22 protein-coding genes and 1 pseudogene are annotated in these 23,568 nt (G+C 63.9%); 7 read left to right on the top strand and 16 right to left on the bottom strand.

The window, feature by feature from the left end; all coding sequences use genetic code 11:
• Positions 1-84 precede the first annotated feature (84 nt).
• The 7 genes from ACE10Z_RS12485 to ACE10Z_RS12455 all read right to left on the bottom strand — a co-directional run bounded on the left by ACE10Z_RS12485 (position 85) and on the right by ACE10Z_RS12455 (position 6,501).
• The gene (locus ACE10Z_RS12485) at positions 85-678 is read right to left on the bottom strand and encodes a class I SAM-dependent methyltransferase (RefSeq protein WP_375788180.1); all 594 of its coding nucleotides are present in this window, start codon (positions 676-678) and stop codon (positions 85-87) included.
• Between the two features lie 3 nt (positions 679-681).
• Entirely contained in the window at positions 682-2,922 is a 2,241-nt protein-coding gene (gene glyS, locus ACE10Z_RS12480) for a glycine--tRNA ligase subunit beta (RefSeq protein ID WP_375788179.1), read from the bottom strand.
• Entirely contained in the window at positions 2,922-3,857 is a 936-nt protein-coding gene (locus tag ACE10Z_RS12475) for a glycine--tRNA ligase subunit alpha (RefSeq protein ID WP_375788178.1), read from the bottom strand. Before ACE10Z_RS12475 ends, glyS begins: the two co-directional genes overlap by 1 nt.
• 119 nt (positions 3,858-3,976) lie before the next feature.
• Positions 3,977-4,168, bottom strand: a complete 192-nt coding sequence (locus ACE10Z_RS12470) for a hypothetical protein (protein ID WP_050403245.1) — start codon at positions 4,166-4,168, stop codon at positions 3,977-3,979.
• Between the two features lie 116 nt (positions 4,169-4,284).
• Entirely contained in the window at positions 4,285-5,208 is a 924-nt protein-coding gene (locus ACE10Z_RS12465) for a S49 family peptidase (RefSeq protein WP_375788177.1), read from the bottom strand.
• A 245-nt stretch (positions 5,209-5,453) separates the two neighbouring features.
• A complete protein-coding gene (locus ACE10Z_RS12460; protein ID WP_375788176.1) occupies positions 5,454-6,281 on the bottom strand; it encodes a tRNA1(Val) (adenine(37)-N6)-methyltransferase in 828 nt (275 codons plus the stop codon).
• The gene (locus tag ACE10Z_RS12455) at positions 6,274-6,501 is read right to left on the bottom strand and encodes a DUF2007 domain-containing protein (protein WP_092116072.1); all 228 of its coding nucleotides are present in this window, start codon (positions 6,499-6,501) and stop codon (positions 6,274-6,276) included. The genes ACE10Z_RS12460 and ACE10Z_RS12455 overlap by 8 nt, the downstream gene beginning before the upstream one ends.
• Before the next feature lie 134 nt (positions 6,502-6,635).
• Here ACE10Z_RS12455 and ACE10Z_RS12450 point away from each other — a divergent pair, with 134 nt between their 5' ends.
• Complete coding sequence (locus tag ACE10Z_RS12450; protein WP_375788175.1) at positions 6,636-7,646, top strand: polyprenyl synthetase family protein; 1,011 nt, start codon at positions 6,636-6,638, stop codon at positions 7,644-7,646.
• A gap of 728 nt (positions 7,647-8,374) precedes the next feature.
• Here ACE10Z_RS12450 and ACE10Z_RS12445 read toward each other — a convergent pair.
• On the bottom strand, positions 8,375-9,250 hold the full coding sequence (locus tag ACE10Z_RS12445) for a TorF family putative porin (protein WP_375788174.1): 876 nt from the start codon (positions 9,248-9,250) through the stop codon (positions 8,375-8,377).
• Positions 9,251-9,321: 71 nt separating this feature from the next.
• Positions 9,322-9,984: a VIT1/CCC1 transporter family protein gene (locus tag ACE10Z_RS12440; protein WP_375788173.1), complete on the bottom strand. Its 663-nt coding sequence runs from the start codon at positions 9,982-9,984 to the stop codon at positions 9,322-9,324.
• A gap of 374 nt (positions 9,985-10,358) precedes the next feature.
• On the opposite strand from ACE10Z_RS12440, the gene ACE10Z_RS12435 reads away from it, so the two are divergent.
• Positions 10,359-10,574, top strand: a complete 216-nt coding sequence (locus ACE10Z_RS12435; protein WP_375788172.1) for a LuxR C-terminal-related transcriptional regulator — start codon at positions 10,359-10,361, stop codon at positions 10,572-10,574.
• A 153-nt stretch (positions 10,575-10,727) separates the two neighbouring features.
• On the opposite strand, the pseudogene ACE10Z_RS12430 reads toward ACE10Z_RS12435, so the two are convergent.
• Positions 10,728-11,549 (bottom strand): annotated as a pseudogene (locus ACE10Z_RS12430) (GyrI-like domain-containing protein); the annotation flags it as partial.
• A gap of 237 nt (positions 11,550-11,786) precedes the next feature.
• Here ACE10Z_RS12430 and ACE10Z_RS12425 point away from each other — a divergent pair.
• Together ACE10Z_RS12425 and ACE10Z_RS12420 are read left to right on the top strand one after the other, a co-directional pair.
• The gene (locus ACE10Z_RS12425) at positions 11,787-13,028 is read left to right on the top strand and encodes an ABC transporter substrate-binding protein (RefSeq protein WP_375789817.1); all 1,242 of its coding nucleotides are present in this window, start codon (positions 11,787-11,789) and stop codon (positions 13,026-13,028) included.
• Between the two features lie 242 nt (positions 13,029-13,270).
• Positions 13,271-14,374: a mandelate racemase/muconate lactonizing enzyme family protein gene (locus tag ACE10Z_RS12420; protein ID WP_375788171.1), complete on the top strand. Its 1,104-nt coding sequence runs from the start codon at positions 13,271-13,273 to the stop codon at positions 14,372-14,374.
• A gap of 142 nt (positions 14,375-14,516) precedes the next feature.
• On the opposite strand, the gene ACE10Z_RS12415 is transcribed toward ACE10Z_RS12420, so the two are convergent.
• Complete coding sequence (locus ACE10Z_RS12415) at positions 14,517-14,888, bottom strand: hypothetical protein (protein WP_375788170.1); 372 nt, start codon at positions 14,886-14,888, stop codon at positions 14,517-14,519.
• A 194-nt stretch (positions 14,889-15,082) separates the two neighbouring features.
• Between ACE10Z_RS12415 and ACE10Z_RS12410 the strand changes: the two genes are divergently transcribed.
• Positions 15,083-15,307, top strand: a complete 225-nt coding sequence (locus tag ACE10Z_RS12410) for a hypothetical protein (RefSeq protein WP_029079022.1) — start codon at positions 15,083-15,085, stop codon at positions 15,305-15,307.
• A 261-nt stretch (positions 15,308-15,568) separates the two neighbouring features.
• Here the strand turns inward: ACE10Z_RS12410 and ACE10Z_RS12405 are convergent, their stop codons facing one another.
• Both ACE10Z_RS12405 and ACE10Z_RS12400 read right to left on the bottom strand, forming a co-directional pair.
• Positions 15,569-16,003, bottom strand: coding sequence for a cupin domain-containing protein (locus ACE10Z_RS12405; protein ID WP_173638102.1), 435 nt, complete (start codon positions 16,001-16,003; stop codon positions 15,569-15,571).
• A 319-nt stretch (positions 16,004-16,322) separates the two neighbouring features.
• On the bottom strand, positions 16,323-16,979 hold the full coding sequence (locus tag ACE10Z_RS12400) for a glutathione S-transferase (protein ID WP_375788169.1): 657 nt from the start codon (positions 16,977-16,979) through the stop codon (positions 16,323-16,325).
• Between the two features lie 174 nt (positions 16,980-17,153).
• Between ACE10Z_RS12400 and ACE10Z_RS12395 the strand changes: the two genes are divergently transcribed.
• Both ACE10Z_RS12395 and ACE10Z_RS12390 read left to right on the top strand, forming a co-directional pair.
• Positions 17,154-18,377 (top strand): polyhydroxyalkanoate depolymerase, encoded by a 1,224-nt coding sequence (locus tag ACE10Z_RS12395; protein ID WP_375789816.1) that lies wholly within the window; start codon positions 17,154-17,156, stop codon positions 18,375-18,377.
• Between the two features lie 272 nt (positions 18,378-18,649).
• Positions 18,650-19,444, top strand: a complete 795-nt coding sequence (locus ACE10Z_RS12390; protein ID WP_375788168.1) for an extracellular solute-binding protein — start codon at positions 18,650-18,652, stop codon at positions 19,442-19,444.
• A 156-nt stretch (positions 19,445-19,600) separates the two neighbouring features.
• Here ACE10Z_RS12390 and ACE10Z_RS12385 read toward each other — a convergent pair whose 3' ends face one another.
• From ACE10Z_RS12385 to ACE10Z_RS12375, 3 genes are all read right to left on the bottom strand, one after another.
• Entirely contained in the window at positions 19,601-21,337 is a 1,737-nt protein-coding gene (locus tag ACE10Z_RS12385; RefSeq protein ID WP_375788167.1) for a protein kinase, read from the bottom strand.
• Positions 21,338-21,395: 58 nt separating this feature from the next.
• Positions 21,396-22,214: a formate/nitrite transporter family protein gene (locus tag ACE10Z_RS12380; protein ID WP_050629990.1), complete on the bottom strand. Its 819-nt coding sequence runs from the start codon at positions 22,212-22,214 to the stop codon at positions 21,396-21,398.
• 488 nt (positions 22,215-22,702) lie between these two features.
• The gene (locus ACE10Z_RS12375; RefSeq protein WP_375788166.1) at positions 22,703-23,449 is read right to left on the bottom strand and encodes a transporter substrate-binding domain-containing protein; all 747 of its coding nucleotides are present in this window, start codon (positions 23,447-23,449) and stop codon (positions 22,703-22,705) included.
• Positions 23,450-23,568: the final 119 nt, after the last annotated feature.

Here is a 23,568-nt window from a genome sequence, read left to right as displayed (position 1 = left end):
TTAAGAAATCGTTGACTCGCCAGGACCCTCGCAGGGGATGGTTAATAAATTGCGAATTGTGTCGAAATATTTCCGAGGGCCGGATCAGGCGCGCTTCCGCGCCACGACACGGTGAATGACCTTGCCGGACGACGTGCTCACGACTTCCGCGTCGAGCAGCAATTCGGCCGCCGCCAGCTCAGCCCGCACCAGCGCGGTATCGAACGCCGCGTAGAGCCGGCCATGCGCATCGCGCGCATCGTCACGTGCGGTGACGCGCCAGCTCAGATAGAAAATACCGCCGGGCTTCACGAGTTCGAACATGCGGCGCACCGACGGCGCGATCAGCGCGTGATCGAGATGCATGATCACGGTCTCGCACAGCACATTGTCGAAGCTGTCGGCGGCGATGCCGGATAGCGCGGGCAATTCGGCGTGGGTAAAGCGCAGCGCCGGGTAGCGGGCATGAGCTTCCGCGAGCAGGCCCTCGGAGGCATCAAAGCCTTCGGCCGGGAAGCCGTTGGCATTGAGCCACGCCACCTCGCGGCCGCTGCCGCAGCCGATATCGGCGGTCGCGCCGCCCTTGATGAAGAATTGCCCGACGATCTCCTGCAGGTCGCGAGGTGCCGGCTGCTCGTGCCAGTCCAGCGCAAACGCCGCCGCCTCCTTGTCGTAGGCGGCGAGCGTTGCGCGGTCCATCGGTCAGCCCTCGATCCGGGAGAAGTCCGCCACCGCGCGCGTCGCGGCGCGGATCTCGTTGAGCAGCTTCAGGCGGTTTTCGCGCACCTTCGGGTCGTCGTCGTTGACCTTGACCTTGTCGAAGAACGCATCGACCGCCGGACGCAGCTTGGCCATCGCGCTCATCGCTCCGGCGAAGTCTTCCTTGGCGACGGCCGCGGAGGCCTCGGCCTTCACCTGGTCGATCGCCTTCGCAAGAATCTTCTCTTCGTCGAGCTTGTAGAGCGCAGCATCAGGCGCACCGTCGAAGGTGCGCTTGTCCTTCTTCTCCTCGATGGCGAGGATGTTGCTGGCGCGTTTGGTGCCGGCAAGCAGGTTCTTGCCGTCGTCGCTGTCGAGGAATTTGCCGAGCGCCTCGACGCGGCGAACCACGAGCAAGAGATCGTCCTGGCCGCCGAGCGAGAACACGGCATCGACGAGATCGTGACGCGCGCCCTGGTCGCGGAGCTGAACCTTCAGGCGGTCGGCGAAGAAGGCGAGCAGATCGACAATCGCATCAACGATCGAATCCGCGATTGCGTCTGTCTGAGAATCACGCGCCGGGTCCTTGCGAAAGCCTTCGAGAACGGCGATGGCGATTTCAGCGTTCGCAGTCTGCTTCGCGACATCTTTGAGCAGAGGCCTCAAATTCTCAAACGTTACCGACGCAAAAGTCCGTGCTGCGGCGCGGCCGGCCTCCTTCAGAGCGACAAGAAGCGAGAGGCGAAGTTCATTCTCTACTATCAGCCGAACAACGCCGAGCGCGGCACGACGCAGCGCGTAAGGGTCTTTCGATCCCGTGGGCTTCTCGCCGATCGCCCAGAAACCAACTAGTGTATCGATCTTGTCCGCCAGCGCCACCGCAACGCTGACCGGATCAGTCGGGACGCGGTCGGTCGGCCCCTGCGGCTTCCAGTGCTCCTCGCTTGCAGCCGCCACGGACGCATCCTCGCCCTGCGCCAGCGCGTAGTACTTGCCCATCAGGCCCTGCAGTTCGGGGAATTCGCCGACGACCTCCGTCAACAAATCCGCCTTCGCGAGCCGCGCGGCGCGCTTGGTCTTCTCGACGTCGGCGCCGACCAGCGGTGCGATCTCGGCGGCGAGCCGTTCGATCCGCTTGATCCGCTCTGCCTGCGTCCCGAGCTTCTCATGGAACACTATCTGCTCGAACTTCGGCAGCCGGTCTTCCAGCTTGGTCTTGAGATCGGTCTCGTAGAAGAACTTCGCGTCCGACAGCCGCGGGCGGATCACGCGCTCGTTGCCGGCGACGATGGTCTTGCCGCCGTCGGGCGCCTCGATGTTGGCAGTCAGCACGAACTTGTTGGTCAGCTTCCCCGTCTTGGAATCCTTGACCACGAAGCACTTCTGGTTGTTGCGGATGGTGGCGCGGATCACCTCATCCGGGATCGACAAAAATTCCTTCTCGAACGATCCCATCATCACGACCGGCCATTCGACGAGGCCGGAGACCTCATCGAGCAGCACCTGGTCCTCGACCAGCTCGAGGCCCTGCGCGAACGCCAGCTCCTTGGCGTCCTCGAGGATGATGTCCTTGCGCGCCTGCGGATCGAGGATGACCTTGGCGGCCTTCAGCTTGGCCTCGTAGTCCTCGAAGCGGCGCACGCTGATCGCACCAGGTGCCATGAAGCGATGGCCGTAGGTGGTCTGCCCGGCCTCGATGCCGTCGACCGAGAACTTGACGATGTCAGGCTCCTCGGTCTCCAGACCGAAGGTCGCGGTGATGGCGTGCAGCGGCCGCACCCAGGTCAGCGAGCCTGATTTCGCCGAGCGCGCGCCCCAGCGCATCGATTTCGGCCAGGGGAAGGTGCGGATGATCACCGGGATCATCTCCGCGATCACGTCGATCGCGGCGCGGCCGGGCTTCTCGATCAGCGCGATGTAGAAATCGCCCTTCTTCGGGTCGGTCTGGATCTTGGCCTCGCTGATCGAGGTGAGACCAGTGGCCTTCAGGAAGCCCTGGATCGCAGGCTCAGGCCCGCCGACGCGCGGGCCGCGGCGCTCGTCCTTCAGATCGGGCTGGCGGGCGGGAATGCCGTGCACGGTCAGTGCAAGGCGGCGCGGGGTCGCGAACGCCTTGGCGCCCTCATAGACGAGGCCCTCGGCGACGAGCTTGTCGGTTACCATGCGGCGCAGATCGTCCGCCGCCTTGGCCTGCATGCGCGCGGGAATTTCTTCGGAGAACAGTTCGAGGAGGAGATCGGGCATCAGACCGCCCTGCCCGTTTCAGTGTGGATCCAGGCCTCGCCGCAGGCCTTCGCCAGATCGCGCACGCGGCCGATATAGCTCTGCCGCTCCGTTACCGAGATGACCCCGCGGGCGTCGAGCAGGTTGAACACGTGGCTCGCCTTGATGCACTGGTCGTAGGCCGGCAAGGCCATCAGATGTTCCTTCGAATTGCTTCCCTCGCGCCAGCCGGCGGCGAGATATTTGCGGCAGGCCTCTTCCGCCATCCTGAACTGCTCGAACAGCATCGCGGTGTCGGCGTACTCGAAATTGTGCCGCGAATATTCCTGCTCGGCTTGCAGGAAGACGTCGCCATAGGTGACCTTCTCGGCGCCCTCGCGGCCGTTGAAGTTGAGGTCGTAGACGCGGTCGACGCCCTGCACATACATCGCGAGCCGCTCGAGCCCGTAGGTGAGCTCGCCCGCGACCGGCGCGCATTCGACCCCGGCGACCTGCTGGAAGTAGGTGAACTGGCTGACTTCCATGCCGTCGCACCAGCATTCCCACCCCAAGCCCCAGGCGCCCAAGGTCGGGCTCTCCCAATCGTCCTCGACGAAGCGGATGTCATGGACGGCGGCGTCGATGCCGATCGCGGCCAGCGACTTCAGGTACAATTCCTGAAGGTTCGGCGGCGACGGCTTCATGATCACCTGGAACTGGTAGTAGTGCTGCATCCGGTTGGGATTTTCGCCGTAGCGGCCGTCCTTGGGCCGCCGCGAGGGCTGCACATAGGCCGCGTTCCAGGGCTTTGGCCCCAGCGCGCGCAGCGTGGTCGCGGGATGGAAGGTGCCGGCGCCCATTTCCATGTCGTAGGGCTGCAGGATGACGCAACCCTGCTCGGCCCAGAATCGCTGGAGAGCCAGGATGAAGCCCTGGAACGAACGTTCCGGGCGCATGTGGTCAGGCAGGGCGTCCATCGTCTCTACAGGTCTCGCGAGGGGGTTTTGAAGCGCGCGGGACCGTATCGGCGGCGGCCAATTGAATCAAGGCGATGCCGGAAAATCCGGCACCGCCATCTTGCGGTTTTCAGAGCAAACTAGCCCGGGCGATAGGCCCCGGTCACGGGGTCGCGGCGCAGGGTCTTGATTTCGCTCGCACGCGTGGTCTCGGCCACGCGGGACAATCGCGCCTCTTCCAGTTCCTGGTTGATCCGGACGGCCGTCTTGTATGCCCAGCGGACCACGGCCAGGCCACCCAGGACGCCTGCGAATGCAATCAGCGGCGGCATCGGTCGATCCTTGTCGTTCACGTCTGTCAGGCCCCCAATGGAAGGTATTCTCGCGCAACCCGGCCTGCGCCGCAATCGTGCTTTTGGGGCTAAATGGCGCGCTCAAATCCCCGTGTTCACAGCCCGAATCTGGCCCAAATCGCCCTTGTTTCGACCGCGGAGATCAGGTCGTCCGGCAAGCGTGCCAGCCCGTCCAGCGCTGCCATCGACCCCGCCCCCGGCGCCCGCCGGCCGAGCAGGCCGGACAGCATGCCGCTCGCGGGCGCGATCACCGGGGTCAGCACCTTCTCGCCATAGCGGGCCCGCAGCGTCGCGCGCAGGTCGCCGATGCCATCGGCAAGCCCGAGCCCGATCGCGGTCTCGCCCGCCCAGTATTCGCCGGTGAACAGCTCCTCGTCGGGCCCCTTCAGGCGGCTGCCGCGACTCTGTTTCACCAGCGCAATGAAGATCGCGTGGATCTCGCGCTGGATCGACTTCAGCCGGGCGACGTCGTCGGGGTTCTCGGGAAGGAACGGATCGAGCATCGCCTTGTGGCTGCCGGCCGTATAGAGCCGCCGCTCGACCCCGATCTTCTTGATCAACCCCTCGAGGCCGAAGCTGCCGCCGACCACGCCGATCGAACCCAGGATCGAGGACGGGTCGCAATAGATCTCGTCGCCGGCGCAGGCGATCATGTAGCCGCCGGAGGCCGCGACGTCTTCGACGAACACCAGCACCGGCAGCTTCTTCTCGGCGGCCAGCTGCCGGATGCGCAGATAGATCTGCCGGGACTGCACCGGCGAGCCGCCCGGCGAATTGATCACCAGCGCCACCGCCTTGGCATTCCGCGTGCCAAAGGCGCGCTCCAGCATCTTGGCGACGCCGGCGAGCGACATGCCGGGCCGCAGCGGCGTCACCGCGCCGATCACGCCCGACAACCGCACCACCGGCACGACAGCCATGCCGCGCCTGAACCGCGCCGGAAGCATTCCCTGCGCGCGCTCGAGCCATCCCGAACGTGCCCCAGAACGTCCAGCGCGATCACTAATTTGTTCACTCATGCCGTTACCTCGAATTAACCACTTTTTATCACGCCAGTGTCATTGGATTTCGTGGAACGCGTTTTGCATTTTGTCTTTGGGGTTGCAACGCGCGGGCGGAGAGGGACCCATGAAGATCTACCTGCTGATTTTGCTGATCGGTACGCTCCTCACGGCGATCCACTTCACGTCCAGGCCGGATCGCCAGTCGGAAACGGCCTCGCAGTGATTTAGTGCCACTACGACGCGGGCAGCGCGCCTGCCCGTTAGCGCCGCGCCAGCGGCAATTCTCCCCTTCCAGCCAAAACCTCCTGCACCCATTTATTGGGCACACCTGACTCTTCCTTGAGCAACAGCGCGGCAAGCAGCCGCGCCGGCGCCCGGCCGCCTTTGGTGGCCCGCACCAGGATTCGAATCGCCGGCGAGGCCGCGTCGCCATGAACCGGCAGGATCTCGAGGCTGCCAAAGCCGCGGTCCAGCGCGGCCAGCACCTCGGCAATCCCGTCGGCCCGCCAGATCATCGCAAGCTGCCCGTTCGACTTGAGTATCCGCCGCGCCACGTGCACCCAGCCAGCCAGCGTGGTCGCGGTCGCGACATGGGCGCGCTGCCGCACGCCGTCCGGCGAGGCGCGGTGCCTGGTGGAATCGTTGAACGGCGGGTTCATCAGCACGACGTCGGCGCTGTCGGGCGCGAGTCCGGCGTCATCGAAGGCGGAGGCGCCGGCCTCGACGTCGAGCACGATCACCTCGGCCATGATCGCGTTGGCGCTGGCATTATTCCGGGCAAGCTCGGCCAATGCAGGGTCGATTTCGACCAGAACCAGATCGATCCCGCTGACCCGCCGCGCCACCGCCAGCCCGGCGGCGCCGACGCCGGAGCCGAGATCGACGACCCGGTCGCCTGATCGCGCCGGCGTCGCCGCGGCCAGCAGGATCGCGTCATGGCCGGCGCGGTGGCCGCTGCGCGGCTGCCGCAGCCGCAATTGCCCACCGAGGAAGCCATCTTCGGTGATCTCGGCGCCCGCAGACTCGTTTTTTGACGCGTTTTCTTCACGCGAACCGGGGCCCACTTCGCTTGAAAACGCTCTAGTCATCGGCCCGCAATTCGTGGCCCAGGCCGGCATCGGTCAGGAGCTGGCGGGCCTCGTGGTTGTCGTCCTCGTGCACCAGGATCCGCCGCGGCAGCACGCCGAGCGAGCCCTCGATGATGCTCATGTTCTGGTCCAGCACCAGATGATGGATGTTAGCGCTGTCGAGCAGCGCGCCGACGGCGGAGACCAGCACCACGTCATTGGTCCGTACCAATTCCCGCAAAATCCACTCTCCTCTCCGCCCGGCTGTGCGGCCAATGCGTCACATGTCAACAACTTCGTGGCCTTGCCGCATACCTTCGCAGTTTCTATTGTTATAGCTGAGCTAGTGCGAATTCGGCAAAATTGGAGACCAGCGTGGCGGTTATTGTACCCTTCGAAAGCCCGTCCAATGCTTCGATCGACGGGCTGGTGGGACTTGTCGCCGCCGACATGGAGCGCGTCAACGCGACCATCCTTTCGCGGACCGGCTCCGAGGTCACCATGATCCCCGAGGTCGCCAATCATCTGATCTCCTCCGGCGGCAAGCGGCTGCGCCCGATGCTGACCCTGGCGATGGCCCAGCTCGCCGACTATTCCGGCGACGGCCATATCAAGCTCGCCGCCGCGGTCGAGTTCATGCACACCGCGACCCTGCTGCACGACGACGTGGTCGATGAGAGCGAACTGCGCCGCGGCAAATTGTCCGCGCGGATGCTGTGGGGCAACGAGGCCAGCGTGCTGGTCGGCGACTTCCTGCTCGGCCAGGCGTTCCGCATGATGGTCGAGGTCGGCTCGCTGCGCGCGCTCGACATTCTCTCCGCGGCCGCCGCCACCATCGCCGAGGGCGAGGTCATGCAGCTTGCCGCCGCCAAGAACACCGCGACCACCGAGGACGAATACCTCGCCGTGATCCGCGGCAAGACGGCGGAGCTGTTCGCCGCCGCCTGCGAGGTCGGTCCCGTGATCGCCAACCGGCCCAAGGCCGAGCAGACCGCCTGCCGCTCGGTCGGCATGAATCTCGGCATTGCCTTCCAGCTCGTCGACGACGTGCTCGACTACGGCGGCAAGTCGGCCAAGCTCGGCAAGAATGTCGGCGACGATTTCCGCGAGGGCAAGATCACGCTCCCGGTGGTGCTCGCCTTCCGCCGCGGCAACGACACCGAGCGCCAGTTCTGGATCCGCGCACTGGAGCGCGGCGAGATCGGATCGGCCGATCTCGATCACGCGATCGGGCTGATGACCAAGCACCGCGCGCTGGAGGACACCATCAGCCGCGCCCAGCACTACGGCGCAATGGCGGTCGACGCGCTGGCGCTGTTTCCGTCCTCGCCGATGAAGACGGCGCTGGAAGAGGTCGTGGCGTTCTGCCTCGCAAGATCGCACTGAGTTCGCGGAGCAAACCGCGCCCGCATACACGGTGTCGTCCCTGCGAAAGCAGGGACCCATACGCCGCGGCGGGTGTTGTAGGCGGGATTCGTCATTCTTGCGTCGCACGATAATCAGCATCGGTGGTTATGGGTCCCTGCTTTCGCAGGGACGACGGCGAGTTTGTTGCGCCGCCTGTCGCAAATGTCGTCGTCCTGGCGAAAGCCAGGACCCATAGCCACCGAATTTGATTGCGAAGGAGATCGTGGCCCCAGCGTCGCACAACAATTGCCATTTGGGGTAATGGGTCCTGGCCTTCGCCAGGACGACGCTGAGGATGGTTCTCGATTCAACCTGTCAAACAGCATGCTCGGTGTCATCACCCGCGCATGTGCATGCGGGTGATCCAGTATTCCAGAGACGCCTGCGCATAAGCCAAGAGGCCGCGGCGTCCCGAGGCTCACGATACCAGCTTTCGCCCGGTCACGGACATGCGAGCCGCCGCCGAGAGCTAGAGCGGGATGATTTTTGGTTGAATCGGCTTGCCGCGGGTTCGGTTCACCTCTCCCCGTCGGGGAGAGGTCGGATTGCTCTCGGCGATGCGAAGCATCGTCCGGTGCAATCCGGGTGAGGGCTCTTGCTCTCTCGATAGACCGTAACCCCTCACCCGATTTGCTGCGCAAATCGACCTCTCCAAGGGAGAGGTGAACCTCCGATGCCGATCCAGCTCAACCTAATCTCATCACGCTTTAGTTGAAGGCAAACCAGGCCTTCGCAACGAACGTAGCGCCGCACCAATTCGAGACCAGGCCGTCAGGGTTGGTGACGGGATTCATGTGGCCACCCGAACGCGCATTTGGATCGCCTGTAAATACAAAGCAGTTCTCCTTCGACAGATTGGTGTCGTAGTAGCGCAGATCGAGATTGAAAGCCTTGTGTGTGACGGTCACGCCCGCCTGCCAGTTGAGATAGGCAGGCAGCGGGAAGCCGCCGAGTTGCGCGGCCTGATTGCCGAACCAGGAATAGCCGGCAGCAGCCGTGAACGACACGGCGAGGTCCTGCGGCAGCAGTCGGCCCGGCACATCGTAGCCGATGCCGGCCGCGGCATACTGGCTCCAGGCGCCGGTGTTCGAGACGTCAGGCGAATAGGCGTAGCCGGCCGCGACATGGACGTTTTCGCTGATGCGACGATCGCCGCGAATAACCGCTTCCCAATAGTTGATGCCATTCGTTTCGCCGGGAAGCCGTTCACTGGGATAGGCGAAATAAGTGACGCCAAGATCGAAATCGATGTTTGCGATCTTCGGGCGGACCCCGCCGGCAAAGGTCAACTCGGCGGCCGGCTGGGTCGGTAGCTTGACGGTGGCCACCGTAGTTCCGGCGTATACCGCACCAAATCTCGTTTCGAAGGCCGCACCTGCCGCGGGCCCATGATCGGAAAGCGTGGTCCCGCGATAGATGTAGTCGGATGCAACGCCCGCGCGGGCGCTGAATTCGAGTTCGTTTGCCGAGGTATCACGGTTGGGATCGGCAGCCGACCATCCGCGGTTGCCAAGGCCGATCGCACTGCCCGGACCTGGGGGATTGGCTTGTGCCAGAGCGCCGGTCACTGGTGCAAGGCACATCCCGACCAACGCGGCGCATGAGGCATCGCGTAACCGCCGAACCGATGCGACACCAGGCCGCCTCACCGTCGCTATCCTCCAAGAGCCACCGCGATGCCAACCAGCGCACCGCCAACAACCACCATCGCAAGGCCAGCGGCCCAGGGCCGTAACCCGCTTTGAATTCCGAACACGTGACCGCAGCAAAACAGCATGACGATAGCGACGGCGTAGGAGACGCGCAGCGCCAATCTGGCGTCGCTCAGGAATAGAAACGGGATGACGACCGGGAAGGTCGAAAGGAAGCTCAGCAAGCACAGACCCAGTGCCCCGATCCAATCACGATTCGTCAGTTTCGGGCTATCGGACGTCTCGGGCAAACTTTGCAATTTCTGCCGTATCGCTTCCAATTGCTGCGCAGGCAAAAACACCGCCAATTCCGGTGCCAGTGCTTCAGCGATGATGCTGCGCGCTGTCTCGGAATCCGGCGCCTGCCGCAGCGCGTGGAGCATTCGAAGCTTGCCTCCCCGACTGTTGATCCGGCCCAGCAGATAAAGACCGCCGTCAACGATGCCCCAGGCAAGGTTGCAGCCGAGCGCACCGATCAGCATGGTCCGAAGGTTGATGCTTGTCCCGGTTGCGATACCGAGCGAGCAGATGAAGGTGAGAGCCATGATCAGGCCGAACAGGGTTTCGGAGATCCGTTCCATCGGATCCAGCACGCTACCGAACAGCGAATCCGAAGCTTCTGACATCTCAGTCCGCCAGTTCCGAGCCATCTGCCGAAATGAGAATATGCCGATACATGCCCCATCTCCCGACCGCCTGGACGTATCGCAGGCTTGCGAGCAAGGCTGGTTCGGCATTTCGAACGGAGATGGAGATAGATCAATGCACCGGCCCATCGCGCTGAACGGAGGTCCGCAGTGCAACAGTCCGAGTTGTTTCGGTTGGTTTCCGAGGCACAAAGTGCACTAGCTCGCCGAGTTCCACCGGGTGTAGGTTCCAGCTCCAACGCAGGAGTTGCGTCATGGGCAGTGACACACTTGAGAGCGTTTGCATTGTTCTGATGGGGCTAAGCCCACTCGTCATTATCGGCATTGCGATGTTCGTGTCGTGAAGGCGTCCCATGCTGCTGCTGAGCCCGCGCGAAAAGAAGCTCCTGAGGCGCATGGCCCTCGGGCGGCGTGATGCCCAGATTGCTGCGCAGATCGGCGGGACCGAAGCGCAGATATCGGTCCAGCGCGTTCGCCTGCTCAGGAAGCTGAAAATCCACTCACATATTCAGATCATGGATGCGGCCAAGAGATTGGCTCGGTGGCCCGCGTCGCAACAGCCGCCATAGCCTTGGTCCGAGTGGAGCCCTCGCGAACCTGCTCGGCGCATCGGGCCGGTAGATGGCCCCAGCAGCCGCCGCATCAGGCCCCCAAAGGCTGCTGGGGTCGCTCGATGGCAACCGTTCCACGCTCGGAGCAAGCGCCCTACCCTTCGACCGGCACCAGATCTCGAGCCCGCCATTGCCGCTGTTCTTGTCGAACTTCTCGTCGTAGCGCTCGAAGTTCGGCGCGTCGGCGACCTTCATGCCGGATTGCGGCAGCCAGCGATTCCAGATCGTGTTGACGGTGCGGCGGATGGTCGAGATATGGTCGGCGTGGGTGAACACCACGTATTTCTGCGCCGGGATGCGGACCCGCGCGAACTCGCGCGGCAGGTCGGAGAAATCGGCAACCTCGACACCTGCGATGTAGTCGAAATTGCCGGCATCGTCGCCGTTGCAGCAGACACCATAGGCAACGTCACCGACCCGGCGAGGAATATGCGCGCATTGCTGGTGGAAACCATGCCACTGGTTCGGGATGCCGGCCGTGCTGTCATTGGCGTGGTTGTAGCGCTCACCGACGCCGGCGACGAGGAATGCCTTGCCGGTCGCAATGCGCGGCGGATCGATGTGATCGAGAGCGGTCGAGATCATGGTGATCGGCTCCTGGAGCTTGAGCTTGGTCAGACACGTCGTCGCGCGCACCGTTTCCGGCGTGACGCCGAAATGGTCGCGAAACGCGCGGGTGAATGCCTCGTGGGAGCCGTAGTCCGCATCCAGCGCGAGCGTGAGAATGTCGGGCGCGCCGGCCGCGAGCTCGCGCGCGGCCTCGCTCAATCGCCGGGCCCGCACATAGCGCATCACCGAAAACCCGGTCGCCTCCGCGAACGCGCGCACCAGATGGAAGCGCGAGACCCCGGCAACAACAGCGATATCATCCAGCGTCAGCGACGTGCGCAGGTGGCTTTCGATGTACCAGAGCGCCTTCTGGGCTGGATTCATGGACGACGGCCTTCCTGCAAAGCTCGGGCATCATGCACGGCCGCCGCGCGCGGCATTTGACAGTCCTTGCTGCGCGGCGGCGAAACTGTGATTCCGCTCTACGAAATTTTACCGCAAAGCCGTCGCTGGCAACACCGCTGCAATCGTGCATACTCGCAGTTGCATCGATCCGACGGCTCACCAAGCTGCCCGAAAATCAAGACTGCACGAGCCGCGGCCAGCATGTCAGGGAGGACAATGATGCACCACCACCGCCTGAGCTATGTCAACGGCGTCAAGTCTGCGGCGCTTGCGGGGCTTTTGACGATCGCCGTCGCCAGCGCAGCCAACGCCCAGAAGAAATACGATCCGGGCGCGACCGACACCGAGATCAAGGTCGGCAACATCATGCCCTATTCGGGCCCGGCATCCGCCTACGCCACGATCGGCAAGACGGAAGCGGCCTACTTCAACAAGCTCAACAGCGAGGGTGGCATCAACGGCCGCAAGATCAACTTCGTCTCCTACGACGACGGCTACAGCCCGCCGAAGATGGTCGAGCAGGCCCGCAAGCTGGTCGAGAGCGACGAGGTGCTGTTGATCTTCAATCCGCTGGGCACGCCGGGCAACACCGCGATCCAGAAATACATGAACGCCAAGAAGGTGCCGCAGCTGTTCGTCTCCACCGGCGCCGCCAAGTGGAACGATCCGAAGAACTTTCCGTGGACCATGGGCTGGCAGCCGAGCTACCAGGTCGAGGCGCGCATCTATGCCAAATACATTCTGCAGAAATATCCCGGCAAGACCATCGGCGTGCTCTACCAGAACGACGATTTCGGCAAGGACTATCTGATCGGCCTGCATGACGGGCTCGGCGACGCGGCCAAGAAGCTGATCGTCGTCGAATCCTCCTACGAGACCACGTCGCCGACGGTGGATTCGCAGATCGTGCAGATCAAGGGCGCCAACCCCGACATCTTCGTCAACATCGCGACGCCGAAATTCGCGGCGCAGGCGATCAAGAAGGCCGCCGAGCTGGATTGGCATCCGGTCCAGTTCCTGACCAACGTCTCGGTCTCGATCGGCGGCGTGATGAAGCCGGCCGGCTATGAGGCGAGCCAGGACATCCTGTCGACCCAGTATCTGAAGGATCCCGCGGATCACGAGTGGAGGACCGATCAGGCCATGAACGAGTGGCGCGCCTTCATGACCAAGTGGTATCCCGAGGGTGACCAGAACGACGCCTCGACCGTGTTCGGCTACGGCGTCGCCAAGGGGCTCGAGCAGGTGCTGCGGCAATGCGGCGACAACCTCACCCGCGAGAACCTGATGAAGCAGGCGGCGAGCCTCAACTTCGAGATCGGCATCTATCTGCCCGGCACTAAGATCAAGACCGGACCGGACGACTACGCACCGATCGAGCAGTTGCAGATGATGCGCTTCAAGGGCGAGAGCTGGGAGCGGTTCGGCCCCATCATGAGCGGCGAGAAGAGCTCGTAGCAGCCTTCTCCACGGTTCGGAGTTCGTGATGCCCGGCGCCGCGCCGGGCATCCACGTCTTCGACACGATTCACGCGCAAGACTCGTCACGAGCAACACTCGCCACAAGCAAGGCTTTACAACCAAGACCTGCGATGGCTGGAACCCAGGCGAGCCGAAGCAACACCGTCCAGGCTGCCGCGTCCGGCCATCATGAGCTCCAGGGACATCCTGCTGCATCCTGCGATCGGAAGGACAACAACAATGAAAATCACCGACGTCCGCGCCCACCATATCCGCATTCCCTATGACGCAGGCCCCGCGAGCTTCCGCCAGGGCGCCTCCGCGATCTCGGCGCTCGACATGGTGCTGGTCGAGGTTTCGACCGATGCAGGCCTGACCGGCTGGGGCGATGCCTTCGCCTATGTCTGCCCGAAGACGAGTTGCGCGGCGGTGGCCGAGATGATCGCGCCGCAGGCCCGCGGCCTCGAGGTACCCGATGCGGCCAGCATTCCCGCCGCGATGGAGCAGATCCAGCGCAATCTGCATCTGTTCGGCCGCTACGGGATCACGATGTTTGCGATCTCGGCGCTCGACATCGCGCTGTGGGATCTCGCCGGCAAGGTCAAGGGCGTGCCGCTGCATCAACTGATCGGCGGCGCCAAGCGCGGCACGATTCCGGCCTATGCGAGCCTGATGCGGATCGGCAGTCCCGCGCACATCGCCGCCGAATGCAAGAAGGCGATCAAGCTCGGCTATGCCGCGATCAAGCTGCACGAGACCACGGTGCCGGCGGTCGCTGCCGCGCGCGAAGCGATCGGCCCCGGCGTGCCGCTGATGGTCGACATGAATTGTCCGCTGGATGGACCGGCGGCGATCCAGTTCGCCCGCGACTGCAAGCAGGCCGCGCCGATGTTCCTGGAGGAGCCGGTCTGGCCGCCGGAGGATTTTGCAACGCTTGCGGAGGTGCGCAGAGAAGGCCGGCTCGATATCGCCGCCGGCGAGAACGCCTGCACCGTGCATCAATTCCGCCAGATGATGACGACGGGCGCGGTCAGTCACGCCCAGCCGTCGGTGATCAAGGTCGGCGGCGTCACCGAATTTTTGCGCGTGGCCGTGCTCGCCGACGAGTTCGGCGTCCAGGTGATTCCGCACTCGCCCTATTTCGGGCCGGGCTTCCTCGCCACGCTGCATCTGATGGCGATCCGCGACGAAGGCCTGATCGAGGTGTTCTTCATGAAGCGCCCCGCTTGCCTGTGGGGCGACCGCATCGACGTCGACGCCAATGGCCACGTCGCCGTGCCGCAGGGCCCCGGGCTCGGCTATGAGCCGGATCGCGATGTGATGGAGACGTATCGGGTGGCCTGAGCCGAGACGCGCTTCCCGTCATTGCGAGCCAACGGGTCGCGCGAACGCGCGCCCGATGACAGGCTCCGCGAAGCAATCCATCGATCCGCGCACGAGGAGAGATGGATTGCTTCGTCGCTTCGCTCCTCGCAATGACGATTTCCTACTTGGTCCCGTCCTTCGCAACAGGCGTCGCATCCTTCGCCGGCGGGGCGTCGGCTTTCTTCTTCATATCTTCGGTCAGCTTGACCTGCGCCGCCTGCAAATCGGTGACGAGCTTCTGCAAGCTTGCGACCGAACCCTTCAGGCTCTCGATCTGCCGGTTGGCGGCGTCGAGCTTCTGCTGCTGATCCGATGTGAGCTTGCTGATCGTCTTCTGCAGGAAATCGACGTTGCTCTGCAGGCAGCTGGTGCGCCGCTCCATCGTCTTCTCGACGGTGCAGATCTCGATGCCGGGAACGTCCTGCGCATGCGCGGTTCCGACGACGCCGAGTACAAGCGGCACGAGCAAGGCAACAACGAAACGCGCGATCATCGACATCCCCAATCACATGCGTCATTCACAGTTTTGTGCTCGCGACGCTGAAAGCCAGGCAGACATACCACACTGAAACCGCATTCAAGCGGTGTGCTTGACCCATTACGGGGACTACTCGTGGGACGGGGGCCTTCGGAACTTGTTTGGTTCGACCCCTTTTGGCTCGACCTTGGGCAGTGGAGACAGATCGTATGGCTACGCGCGAAAAACGGCTGGCGCAATTCGACGGCAATGGTGAACCTTCGCCGGAACAACGCGTGGAAGTGCTTTGCGAGGATCACAGCGGAACGTATCAGCTGCCGTTCGCCTGCCGCTTTATCGACGGCCAGTGGCGTAACGACACGACAGGCGGCGCGCTGGAGGTCAATGTCATTGCCTGGCGCATGCCGCGCGTGAAGCAGGCGGGCATGGCCTGACGCGCGCATTGGCGCGCGCTGTTTCAAAACGCGACGCGCACGCGAGGCGTTTTAAGATTTGGAACGCGGGTGGAACGAACCGCGTCCGAATCACTGATCGAGCAACGTACTCCGTTGTTCACGGCTAGATGTGGCCATCAGTCCGAGGCGGCGCACCACATACAGAAGCATGACGATCGGCCGCAGCCAGCGGCCGACGACAAAGGTTAATTCCTCCGCAGACGACATTTGCGGCCCCCTCTCTTATCCTCTCCTTGGCGATCATTTCCACGGCGTCACCGGCGGCACCGTCTCGGTCGCAGGCGGCACATCCACGGTCTTGAAATCGGCGGGGCTGACGATCTCGAGGTATTCCATGTCCTTCGAGTAATCGAACAGATAGTGGGTGATGCCGGGCCGCTGATGGATCACGTCGCCGGCCTCGACCAGCGTCTCCTTGTCCTCGTACATGAAGCGCGCCCAGCCCTTGGTCATGATGACGATCTGAAAATCGCACAGATGCTTGTGCCAGCCGGTGCCCTCTTCCGGCGGCAGGTCGGGATTGGCCTTGACCAGATGGCAGATCACCTGCCCGCCGGTGGCATCGGCGATGCCGAGATCGCGATACAGGAAGAAGTCGCGCAGACCTCCGCCCTTGAACTCGGTGTCACCGGGTTTGACGTGGGAGAATTTGCTGACGATGGCGTGCTGGTTCATTTCAAGCCTCCACGGTTCTCGTGTTCGCGAGATCGCGGCGCGGGCTCAGCGTCCAAATTTTCGGCAGCGTCGCATCGTCGCGGTCACAGCTCGTTTGTTGCTATGCGAAATCCTTGCCAGCCCGGTTGTGCTGCGGCGATCGGCCTCGCCATGCGCCGCCATCGCACCGGAAGCATTTGGAGCAAGGCCTGAATTTGCGTTCGGCGCGGGCTGCACCCGATCGCCGTCGGCGCCGATGCCCGGCGCCGACGGCACGTCCATTGAGCAAGGCTTGCCTGGAGCTTGAGCCGCCGCGCCGGCAGGTCCCGGCGCACGCTGCCTAATATTCGACCTCGAGCTCCTCGACGTCGGCAGGCTCGGCCTTCGCGGCCTCGATCCATTCCTGCATCTCGGGCATCGCCATGATGGTGCTGGCATACGTCGCAAGGACGGGGTCGAGCTTCACGTCATAGGTCATGAAACGGGTCACGACAGGGGCATACATCGCGTCCGCCATGGTGCGGCGTTCGCCGAACAGGAACGGTCCGCCTGATAGGCCGAGGCAATCGCGCCAGATGGTGCAGACACGGTCGATATCGGCCTGGGCCCGCGACCAGATCTTGAAGCCGGGAAAATGCCCCTTGAGGTTGACCGGCAGCGACGAGCGCAACGTGGTGAAGCCGGAATGGATTTCGCCCGAGATCGAGCGGCAATGCGCGCGCTGGATCCGGTCCTCCGGCAGCAGCCCGGCATGGGGCATGATCTCGTTGAGATACTCGCCGATCGCCAGCGTGTCCCAGACGGTCGCGCCCTCGTGGCGCAGGCAGGGCACCAGGATCGACGACGACAGCAGCAGCAGCTCGGCCCGCGCCGTGGGGTCATCGGGCGCGGTGACCACCTCCTCGAACTCGAGCCCGGCGAATTTCGCCAGCAGCCAGCCCCGCAGCGACCAGGACGAATAATTCTTGCTGCTGATGGTGAGTGTCGCTTTCGCCATGCCGGTCCCTCACGCCCTGAACGCGTCCTTGGCCCCCGACGCCGCGCGCCGGTCCAAGCCGCCGCGCCCCGAAGCCGTTCATTTTTGCAGCAAGCCACGTGCCAATTTGCCGGGCAGGCCGCCCCCTCTCTGGCGTCGATATTGCATATCCAGCCGGGCCAGGGGCGGATGCGTATGATGTCAATGATGTACCAGGCCTATCAGAACCACATGGACCTCACGGCGCCGTGGCGGACCGGGGCTGCAGCGGCGCTGAAATACCTCAATCTGGTGCCGCAGGGCGCCACCGACCGGGTGTACGGCCGGCTCGCGGCGGCGCTCGAGCTGATCTCGCGTTCCAGTCTGACCTACGCCCGTCCCGACTACGCCATCGGCAGCGTGACCGCCGGCAACCGGGAATACCAGGTGACCGAGGAGGTCGCCTATGCGACGCCGTTCGGCTCGCTGCTGCACTTCAGGAAGGTGGACGGCCCCGAGCAGCCACGGCTGCTGCTGGTGGCGCCGATGTCCGGACATTTTGCCACGCTGCTGCGCGGCACCGTGAAGACACTGCTGCAGGACCACGACGTCTACATCACCGATTGGCACAATCCGCGCGACATCCCGCGCACGGAGGGCCGCTTCGGGCTCGAGGACTACACCGACCATCTAATCGACTTCCTCGGCCAGCTCGGCCCGCGCGCGCATATGGTGGCGATCTGCCAGCCCTCGGTGTCGGCGCTGGCGGCTGCCGCGGTGATGTCCGAAGAGGATCATCCGGCGCGGCCGGCGTCGCTGACCCTGATGGCCGGGCCGATCGACACGCGGATCCTGCCGACCAAGGTGAACGAATTCGCCAAGAGCAAGCCAATCAAATGGTTCGAGGACAATCTGATCAACTACGTGCCGATGCAGTGCAAGGGCGCGCTGCGTCAGGTCTATCCCGGCTTCGTGCAGCTGACGGCGTTCGTATCGATGAACCTGGAGCGCCACATCAAGCAGCACATCGACCTCGCCGACCATCTCGCCAAGGGCGAGACCGCCAAGGCCGAGGTGATCAAGACCTTCTACGACGAGTATTTCGCCGTGATGGATCTGCCGGCGGAATTCTATATCGAGACGGTGCGTGACGTGTTTCAGGAGCATCTGCTGCCGCAGGGCATGCTGATGCATCGCGGCCGCCCGGTGAACCCGGCGGCGATCCGGCGCATGGGCCTGATGACGGTGGAAGGCGAGAAGGACGACATCTGCTCGATCGGCCAGACGCTCGCCGCCCAGGACCTCTGCACCGGCGTGCGCACCTATCGCAAGGTGCACCACATGCAGGCCGGCGTCGGCCATTACGGCGTGTTCTCCGGCAAGCGCTGGAACAACGAGATCTACCCGCTGCTGCGCGATTTCGTGCATGTGAATTCGTGAGTGGATCCGGTAGCCCGGATGAAGCGAAGCGCAATCCGGGGAAGTGTTTCCGCGGAGAAGCCGGCCCCGGATTACGCGGAGCCTGTCATCGGGCGCGCGTTCGCGCGACCCGTTGGCTTCATCCGGGCTACGACATCTCGCCTCCGGACACTGCTCCATCTGCGTCATTGCGCGCCTCGCAAAGACGCAGCGGCTAGCCACGCCTCCTCCCGAACGATAGTCTCCCCGGCCACGACGACCCGCTTTCCAAGAATCGTCCAGGGAGAAACTCCATGCGCGCTGCCACCGCCTTCCGCGCCCTGGTGCTCGCCGTCATCGGCGCCCTCGTCCTCACATCAGCCGCATCCGCCGCCGAAGTCCATGTCATGATCTCGGGCGGGCTGACCGCAGCCTACAAGGCGCTGGTGCCGGAGTTCGAGCGCAAGACCGGGCACAAGGTGGTGACCGCCTTCGGGCCGTCGATGGGCACCACGACCAACGCCATTCCGGTGCGGCTGGCGCGCGGCGAACCGGCCGACGTGCTGATCATGGTCGGCTATGCGCTGGGTGACCTCGTCAAGCAGGGCAAGGTGGTGGCCGACAGCCGCGTCGACCTCGTGAAGTCGCCGATCGGGATTGCGGTGAAATCAGGCGCACCGAAGCCGGACATCAGTTCGGCCGACAGCGTCAAGCAGGCGTTGCTTTCGGCGAAGTCGGTCGTCTATTCGGACAGCGCCAGCGGCGTCTATGTCTCGACCGAGATGTTCGGCAAACTCGGCATCGCCGATCAGATGAAGGACAAGGCGCGGATGATTCCGGCCACCCCGGTCGGCGAGATCGTGGCCAAGGGCGAGGCCGAGATCGGCTTGCAGCAGATCTCGGAGTTGAAGCCGGTTGCCGGCATCGACATCATAGGTCCGCTGCCGGAGCCGCTGCAGAAGATCACGGTGTTCTCCGCCGGCATCGCGACCGCCTCGAAGGAGCTTGAGGCCGGCAAGGCGCTGATCAGCTTCCTCGCCTCATCAGATGCCCGCGACGCGCTGGTCAAGAGCGGGCTGGATCCGATCGCCACCGGCGCGACGCATTGAAGTCAGTCTTCTAACCCGTCATCCTGCTCTCTGCCCGTCATCCTGAGGAGCGCGGAACGCGCGTCTCGAAGGATGAATCGGCCACCAGTTGGGCCGTGCATCCTTCGAGACGCGCTGCGCGCTCCTCAGGATGACGGGAATCGGCTGGCCGAATCCCTACCGCAAACGATGCGCCCCATAGGCCAGCAGCAGAACCACGACGAGCGCCAGCACCAGCGTGGTCGACTTCCAGAACAGCACCGGGTTGCGCTCGATCAGCGGGGTCGATGACGTGGTCAAATATCTCGCGTTGGGATTGCGCAGGTCGAACAGGAACTCGGAGAAGCTGTCGTAGCGCTTCAGCGGATTGACGTGCACGGCGCGTTCCAGCGTGCCGTCGACCCAGTTCGGGGTATCGCGGCCGCCATGCGCGGCCGGACGATAGACCAGCCGGTTGAAATCGGATCGGGTGCGGGCGCGCGCGATCTGCCCGCCGTAAGGCAAGCGGCCCGTGAGCATCTGATAGGTCACGACACCGAGCGAGAACAGGTCGGAGCGCGCCGTGCCGCCCTCGCCCAGGAAATACTCCGGCGCTGTGTATTGCTGGGTGCCCAGAATGTCCTCGACGCCCGCCGGTACCGCCTCGGCGACACCCGAGATCCGCGTCGAGCCGAAATCGATGATCTTCACCGTCCCGGTGCTGTCGACCATGATGTTGTCGGGCCTGACGTCCTGGTGCAGCATCTCCTTGCGGTGAAACGCGCGCAGCCCTTTTGCAATTTGCTCGGTGATGTCGCGTACCGTCTCCAGCGCGGGAGCCGGATTGTCGATCATCCACTGCGTCAGGGTCTGGCCGTCGACATACTCCATCGCAACGTAGAGAAAGTTGCGCTTGCGCTGCGGCAGAAACGGCTTCAGCACATGCGGGCTGTCGATCCGCCTGGCGACCCACTCCTCCATCACAAAGCGCTTCAGATAGGCGCCATCGTCGCGCAGGTCGATCGAGGGGATCTTGATCGTGACCGTGGTGCCGCTCTCCTCGTCGACCGCAAGATAGATGTGGCTGCGGTGCGATGCATGCAGCTCGCGGACGATGCGGTAGCCGTCGAACAGCATCCGCGCATCGAGCAGCGGCGGCAGCGGCAGTTCGGCGGGCTGGCCGAACACCTCGCTGACGTCGCCGTCGGGCAATTCGTCGATCCGGATGATCTGCGCGGTGAGATTGTCCGGGCTGCCGTTCTCATAGGCCTGCTCGACGATCGACTTCGCCGCAGCATCGAGATCGGCAGTGCCATCCCGGATCGTCTTCGCCAGCTGCCGCGCGGGAACGTGCTCGTAGATGCCGTCGGTCACCAGCAGGAAAGTGTCGCCCCGCTCCAGCCGCAGATTCTGGTAGTCGATCTCGAGCTGCGGGTTCACGCCGAGCGCGCGGCCGAGATAACTTTGCTGCGACGACAGCACGACGCGGTGGTCGTTGGTCAATTGCTCGAGGCTGTTGCCCGCGACGCGGTAGATCCTGCTGTCGCCGACATGGAACAAATGCGCAGTGGTCGACCGGATGACCAGCGCGCTCAGCGTGCAGACGTAACCCTTGTCCTTGTCGTAGGGGTTCTGGCTGCGCCTAGTCTGGGCGTGCAGCCAGGAATTGGTCGCCTCCAGCACCCGCTGCGCCGAGGTCTTCACCGACCAGGATTCCGAGGTGCAGTAGTAATCGGTCAGGAAGCTCTTGACCGCGGACTCGGCGGCGATGCGGCTGACGCTACTCGAGGAGATGCCGTCGGCAAGCACCACGGCGATGCCCTTCAGGCCGAGCAGCGGCTCGTCGGGGATCAAGACGCCGTGGAAATCCTGATTGGTGTCCTTGCGGCCCTGATCAGAGAATTGCCCGACCGATATTGTCAGTGCGCGCGGCATCGACCGTCCCAAGGCGAATGGGGCCTCCGTGACAGGAGGCCCCATAAGCCGGCCGGGATCAAGCCGCGAGGCGCTGGCGCTTCGGCGCCGTCTTCACATGCGTCGTGTAGAGCGTGAGCCCGGTGAAGGCGAGGCCGCCGGCGAGATTGCCGAGCACGGTCGGGATTTCGTTCCAGATCAGGTAGTCCATGATCGAGAACTTGGCATGGAGCATCAGTCCCGACGGGAACAGGAACATGTTCACCACCGAATGCTCGAACACCATGTAGAAGAACACCAGGATCGGCATCCACATCGCGATGACCTTGCCGGGCACCGTCGTGGAGATCATGGCGCCGACGACGCCGGTGGAAACCATCCAGTTGCAGAGCATGCCGCGGATGAAGAGTGTGGCCATGCCCGCCGCACCATGCGCCGCGTAGCCCAGCGTTCGTGCCTCACCGACGTTTCCGATGGTCATGCCGACCTTGTCGGGCTCCTGCGTGAAGCCGAAGGTCGTCACGAACGCCATCATGAACGCGACTGTCAGCGCGCCGGCGAAGTTGCCGATGAAGACGAGGCCCCAGTTTCGCAGCACGCCGCCGAGCGTGACGCCGGGGCGCTTGTCGAGCAGCGCGAGCGGCGACAGGACGAACACTCCCGTCAGCAGGTCGAAGCCGAGCAGATAGAGCATCACGAAGCCGACCGGAAACAGCAATGCGCCGACGATCGGCTGACCCGTGTTGACGTTGATCGTCACGGCAAACCAGGCCGCCAGCGCGAGGATCGCACCGGCCATGTAGGCGCGGATCACGGTGTCGCGCGTCGACATGAAGATCTTGGATTCGCCGGCGTCCACCATCTTGGTGACGAATTCGGACGGTGCGAGATAGGCCATTCGTAAAGTCCCCTTGCGCAATTCGGCCGCGCCGGTTGCCTGCCGGAAGCGACGCGGGTTGGTTGAATTGCTCGTCCGTCCGGGGGAGTTAGGGGGTGCAACGATTGCTCGCGGCGCCCGGCGGGGCGCCTTGATCCCCTCACCTCGGCCAGCATTGGCTTCGGCGATCCGGAGGACGGCAGTCGTCATTGACTGGTGCAATAAAAGCAATGGATGTGCCAACCGGAGACGGCCGCAGGCGGCTTTAAATCCCTGTTAATCCAATGAGTTAGGCAGGTGGCGCAGAAGCCACCCCGCGCGATGGCGCGGAATTATGCAGCATGCCCAGATGTCACCCACGCCGGATGCGCGCCTCTCCCTCCCCGTCACCCTGAGGAGCCGCGGAGCGGCGTCTCGAAGGGTCGACGGCCACCAGCCGGGCCGTTCATCCTTCGAGACGCGCGCAAGAGCGCGCTCCTCAGGATGACGGGGATAGGGTCAATACGCCGCTACTTCACCTCGGTACGGACCGGGGAGCCCTTCAGCCCATTGTTGTCGTAGGCCTTGCGCAGCGTGCCGTTGGCGATCGCGTCGGTCATGAACCTGGTGACGAACGCCGCGGCCAGCGGATGGTTGAGCGGCACCGCAACCGCAGTGACGGTCTGCTTGAAGGTCTCGTCCAGCACGCGGGTGCCCGGGATCTTCCTGGCCATCGCATTGAGCTGATCGCGCGACAAGGCGAACGCGTCGATCTCACCGCTCTTCAGGAGATTGAAGATCTCGTCATAGGTCTGATAGCCCGTGACCTTGGCGTGCTTGAGATGCGCGATCGCGCCGCGCATCGTGGTGGTGGCGTTGACGGCGGCGACCTTGACGCCGTCCTGGTCCAGCGCGGCGAAATTCGCAATCGTTGACCCCGGCTTGACGATATAGGTGGCGTCGGCGACCTCGTAGATCGGCCCGAACGTCATCCTGGTCTCGCGCTCGGGATCCTTGGGCAGGAAGGTGATGTCCCAGCTGTTGCTCGACGCCGCGTCGGTGATCTGGCCGGAATTCTGGTGCACGACATAGTCGACGGGAACGCCGAGTTGCGCAGCCATCTCCCTGCCGAGATCGACGGGAACGCCGGCATAGCCGTTCTCGGTCCGGGTCGACCAGAACGCGCCGCCCGCCGGGCTGATCGCGATCGCGACCCGGAGCTTTCCGGTCGGTGCGATCTGATCCTTCAATGCGTCGGCATTGGCTGAAGTGGCCATGACAATCACTCCCAGAACGAGGCCAGCCAGACGCAGCAGTCGAGACAACATCCGAGGCCCTCCACACCGGGTCTTGCGCCCGGCGGCGCGCAACAAACCGCACGAGGCCGCTTTGCGCA

Origin of the sequence: Bradyrhizobium sp. Pha-3, from assembly GCF_042258615.1 — a bacterium.
Classification (GTDB): domain Bacteria; phylum Pseudomonadota; class Alphaproteobacteria; order Rhizobiales; family Xanthobacteraceae; genus Bradyrhizobium.
This window is presented reverse-complemented; position numbering and strand designations above follow the sequence as displayed.

Excerpts from the sequence above, each read along its gene's own strand:
- ACE10Z_RS12485 (WP_375788180.1), bottom strand. The coding sequence starts at position 678 with ATGGACCGCGCAACGCTCGCCGCCTACGACAAGGAGGCGGCGGCGTTT.
- glyS (WP_375788179.1), bottom strand. The coding sequence starts at position 2,922 with ATGCCCGATCTCCTCCTCGAACTGTTCTCCGAAGAAATTCCCGCGCGC.
- ACE10Z_RS12475 (WP_375788178.1), bottom strand. The coding sequence starts at position 3,857 with ATGGACGCCCTGCCTGACCACATGCGCCCGGAACGTTCGTTCCAGGGC.
- ACE10Z_RS12470 (WP_050403245.1), bottom strand. The coding sequence starts at position 4,168 with ATGCCGCCGCTGATTGCATTCGCAGGCGTCCTGGGTGGCCTGGCCGTG.
- ACE10Z_RS12465 (WP_375788177.1), bottom strand. The coding sequence starts at position 5,208 with ATGAGTGAACAAATTAGTGATCGCGCTGGACGTTCTGGGGCACGTTCG.
- ACE10Z_RS12460 (WP_375788176.1), bottom strand. The coding sequence starts at position 6,281 with ATGACTAGAGCGTTTTCAAGCGAAGTGGGCCCCGGTTCGCGTGAAGAA.
- ACE10Z_RS12445 (WP_375788174.1), bottom strand. The coding sequence starts at position 9,250 with ATGTGCCTTGCACCAGTGACCGGCGCTCTGGCACAAGCCAATCCCCCA.
- ACE10Z_RS12440 (WP_375788173.1), bottom strand. The coding sequence starts at position 9,984 with ATGTCAGAAGCTTCGGATTCGCTGTTCGGTAGCGTGCTGGATCCGATG.
- ACE10Z_RS12435 (WP_375788172.1), top strand. The coding sequence starts at position 10,359 with ATGCTGCTGCTGAGCCCGCGCGAAAAGAAGCTCCTGAGGCGCATGGCC.
- ACE10Z_RS12425 (WP_375789817.1), top strand. The coding sequence starts at position 11,787 with ATGATGCACCACCACCGCCTGAGCTATGTCAACGGCGTCAAGTCTGCG.
- ACE10Z_RS12420 (WP_375788171.1), top strand. The coding sequence starts at position 13,271 with ATGAAAATCACCGACGTCCGCGCCCACCATATCCGCATTCCCTATGAC.
- ACE10Z_RS12415 (WP_375788170.1), bottom strand. The coding sequence starts at position 14,888 with ATGATCGCGCGTTTCGTTGTTGCCTTGCTCGTGCCGCTTGTACTCGGC.
- ACE10Z_RS12410 (WP_029079022.1), top strand. The coding sequence starts at position 15,083 with ATGGCTACGCGCGAAAAACGGCTGGCGCAATTCGACGGCAATGGTGAA.
- ACE10Z_RS12405 (WP_173638102.1), bottom strand. The coding sequence starts at position 16,003 with ATGAACCAGCACGCCATCGTCAGCAAATTCTCCCACGTCAAACCCGGT.
- ACE10Z_RS12400 (WP_375788169.1), bottom strand. The coding sequence starts at position 16,979 with ATGGCGAAAGCGACACTCACCATCAGCAGCAAGAATTATTCGTCCTGG.
- ACE10Z_RS12395 (WP_375789816.1), top strand. The coding sequence starts at position 17,154 with ATGATGTCAATGATGTACCAGGCCTATCAGAACCACATGGACCTCACG.
- ACE10Z_RS12390 (WP_375788168.1), top strand. The coding sequence starts at position 18,650 with ATGCGCGCTGCCACCGCCTTCCGCGCCCTGGTGCTCGCCGTCATCGGC.
- ACE10Z_RS12385 (WP_375788167.1), bottom strand. The coding sequence starts at position 21,337 with ATGCCGCGCGCACTGACAATATCGGTCGGGCAATTCTCTGATCAGGGC.
- ACE10Z_RS12380 (WP_050629990.1), bottom strand. The coding sequence starts at position 22,214 with ATGGCCTATCTCGCACCGTCCGAATTCGTCACCAAGATGGTGGACGCC.
- ACE10Z_RS12375 (WP_375788166.1), bottom strand. The coding sequence starts at position 23,449 with ATGGCCACTTCAGCCAATGCCGACGCATTGAAGGATCAGATCGCACCG.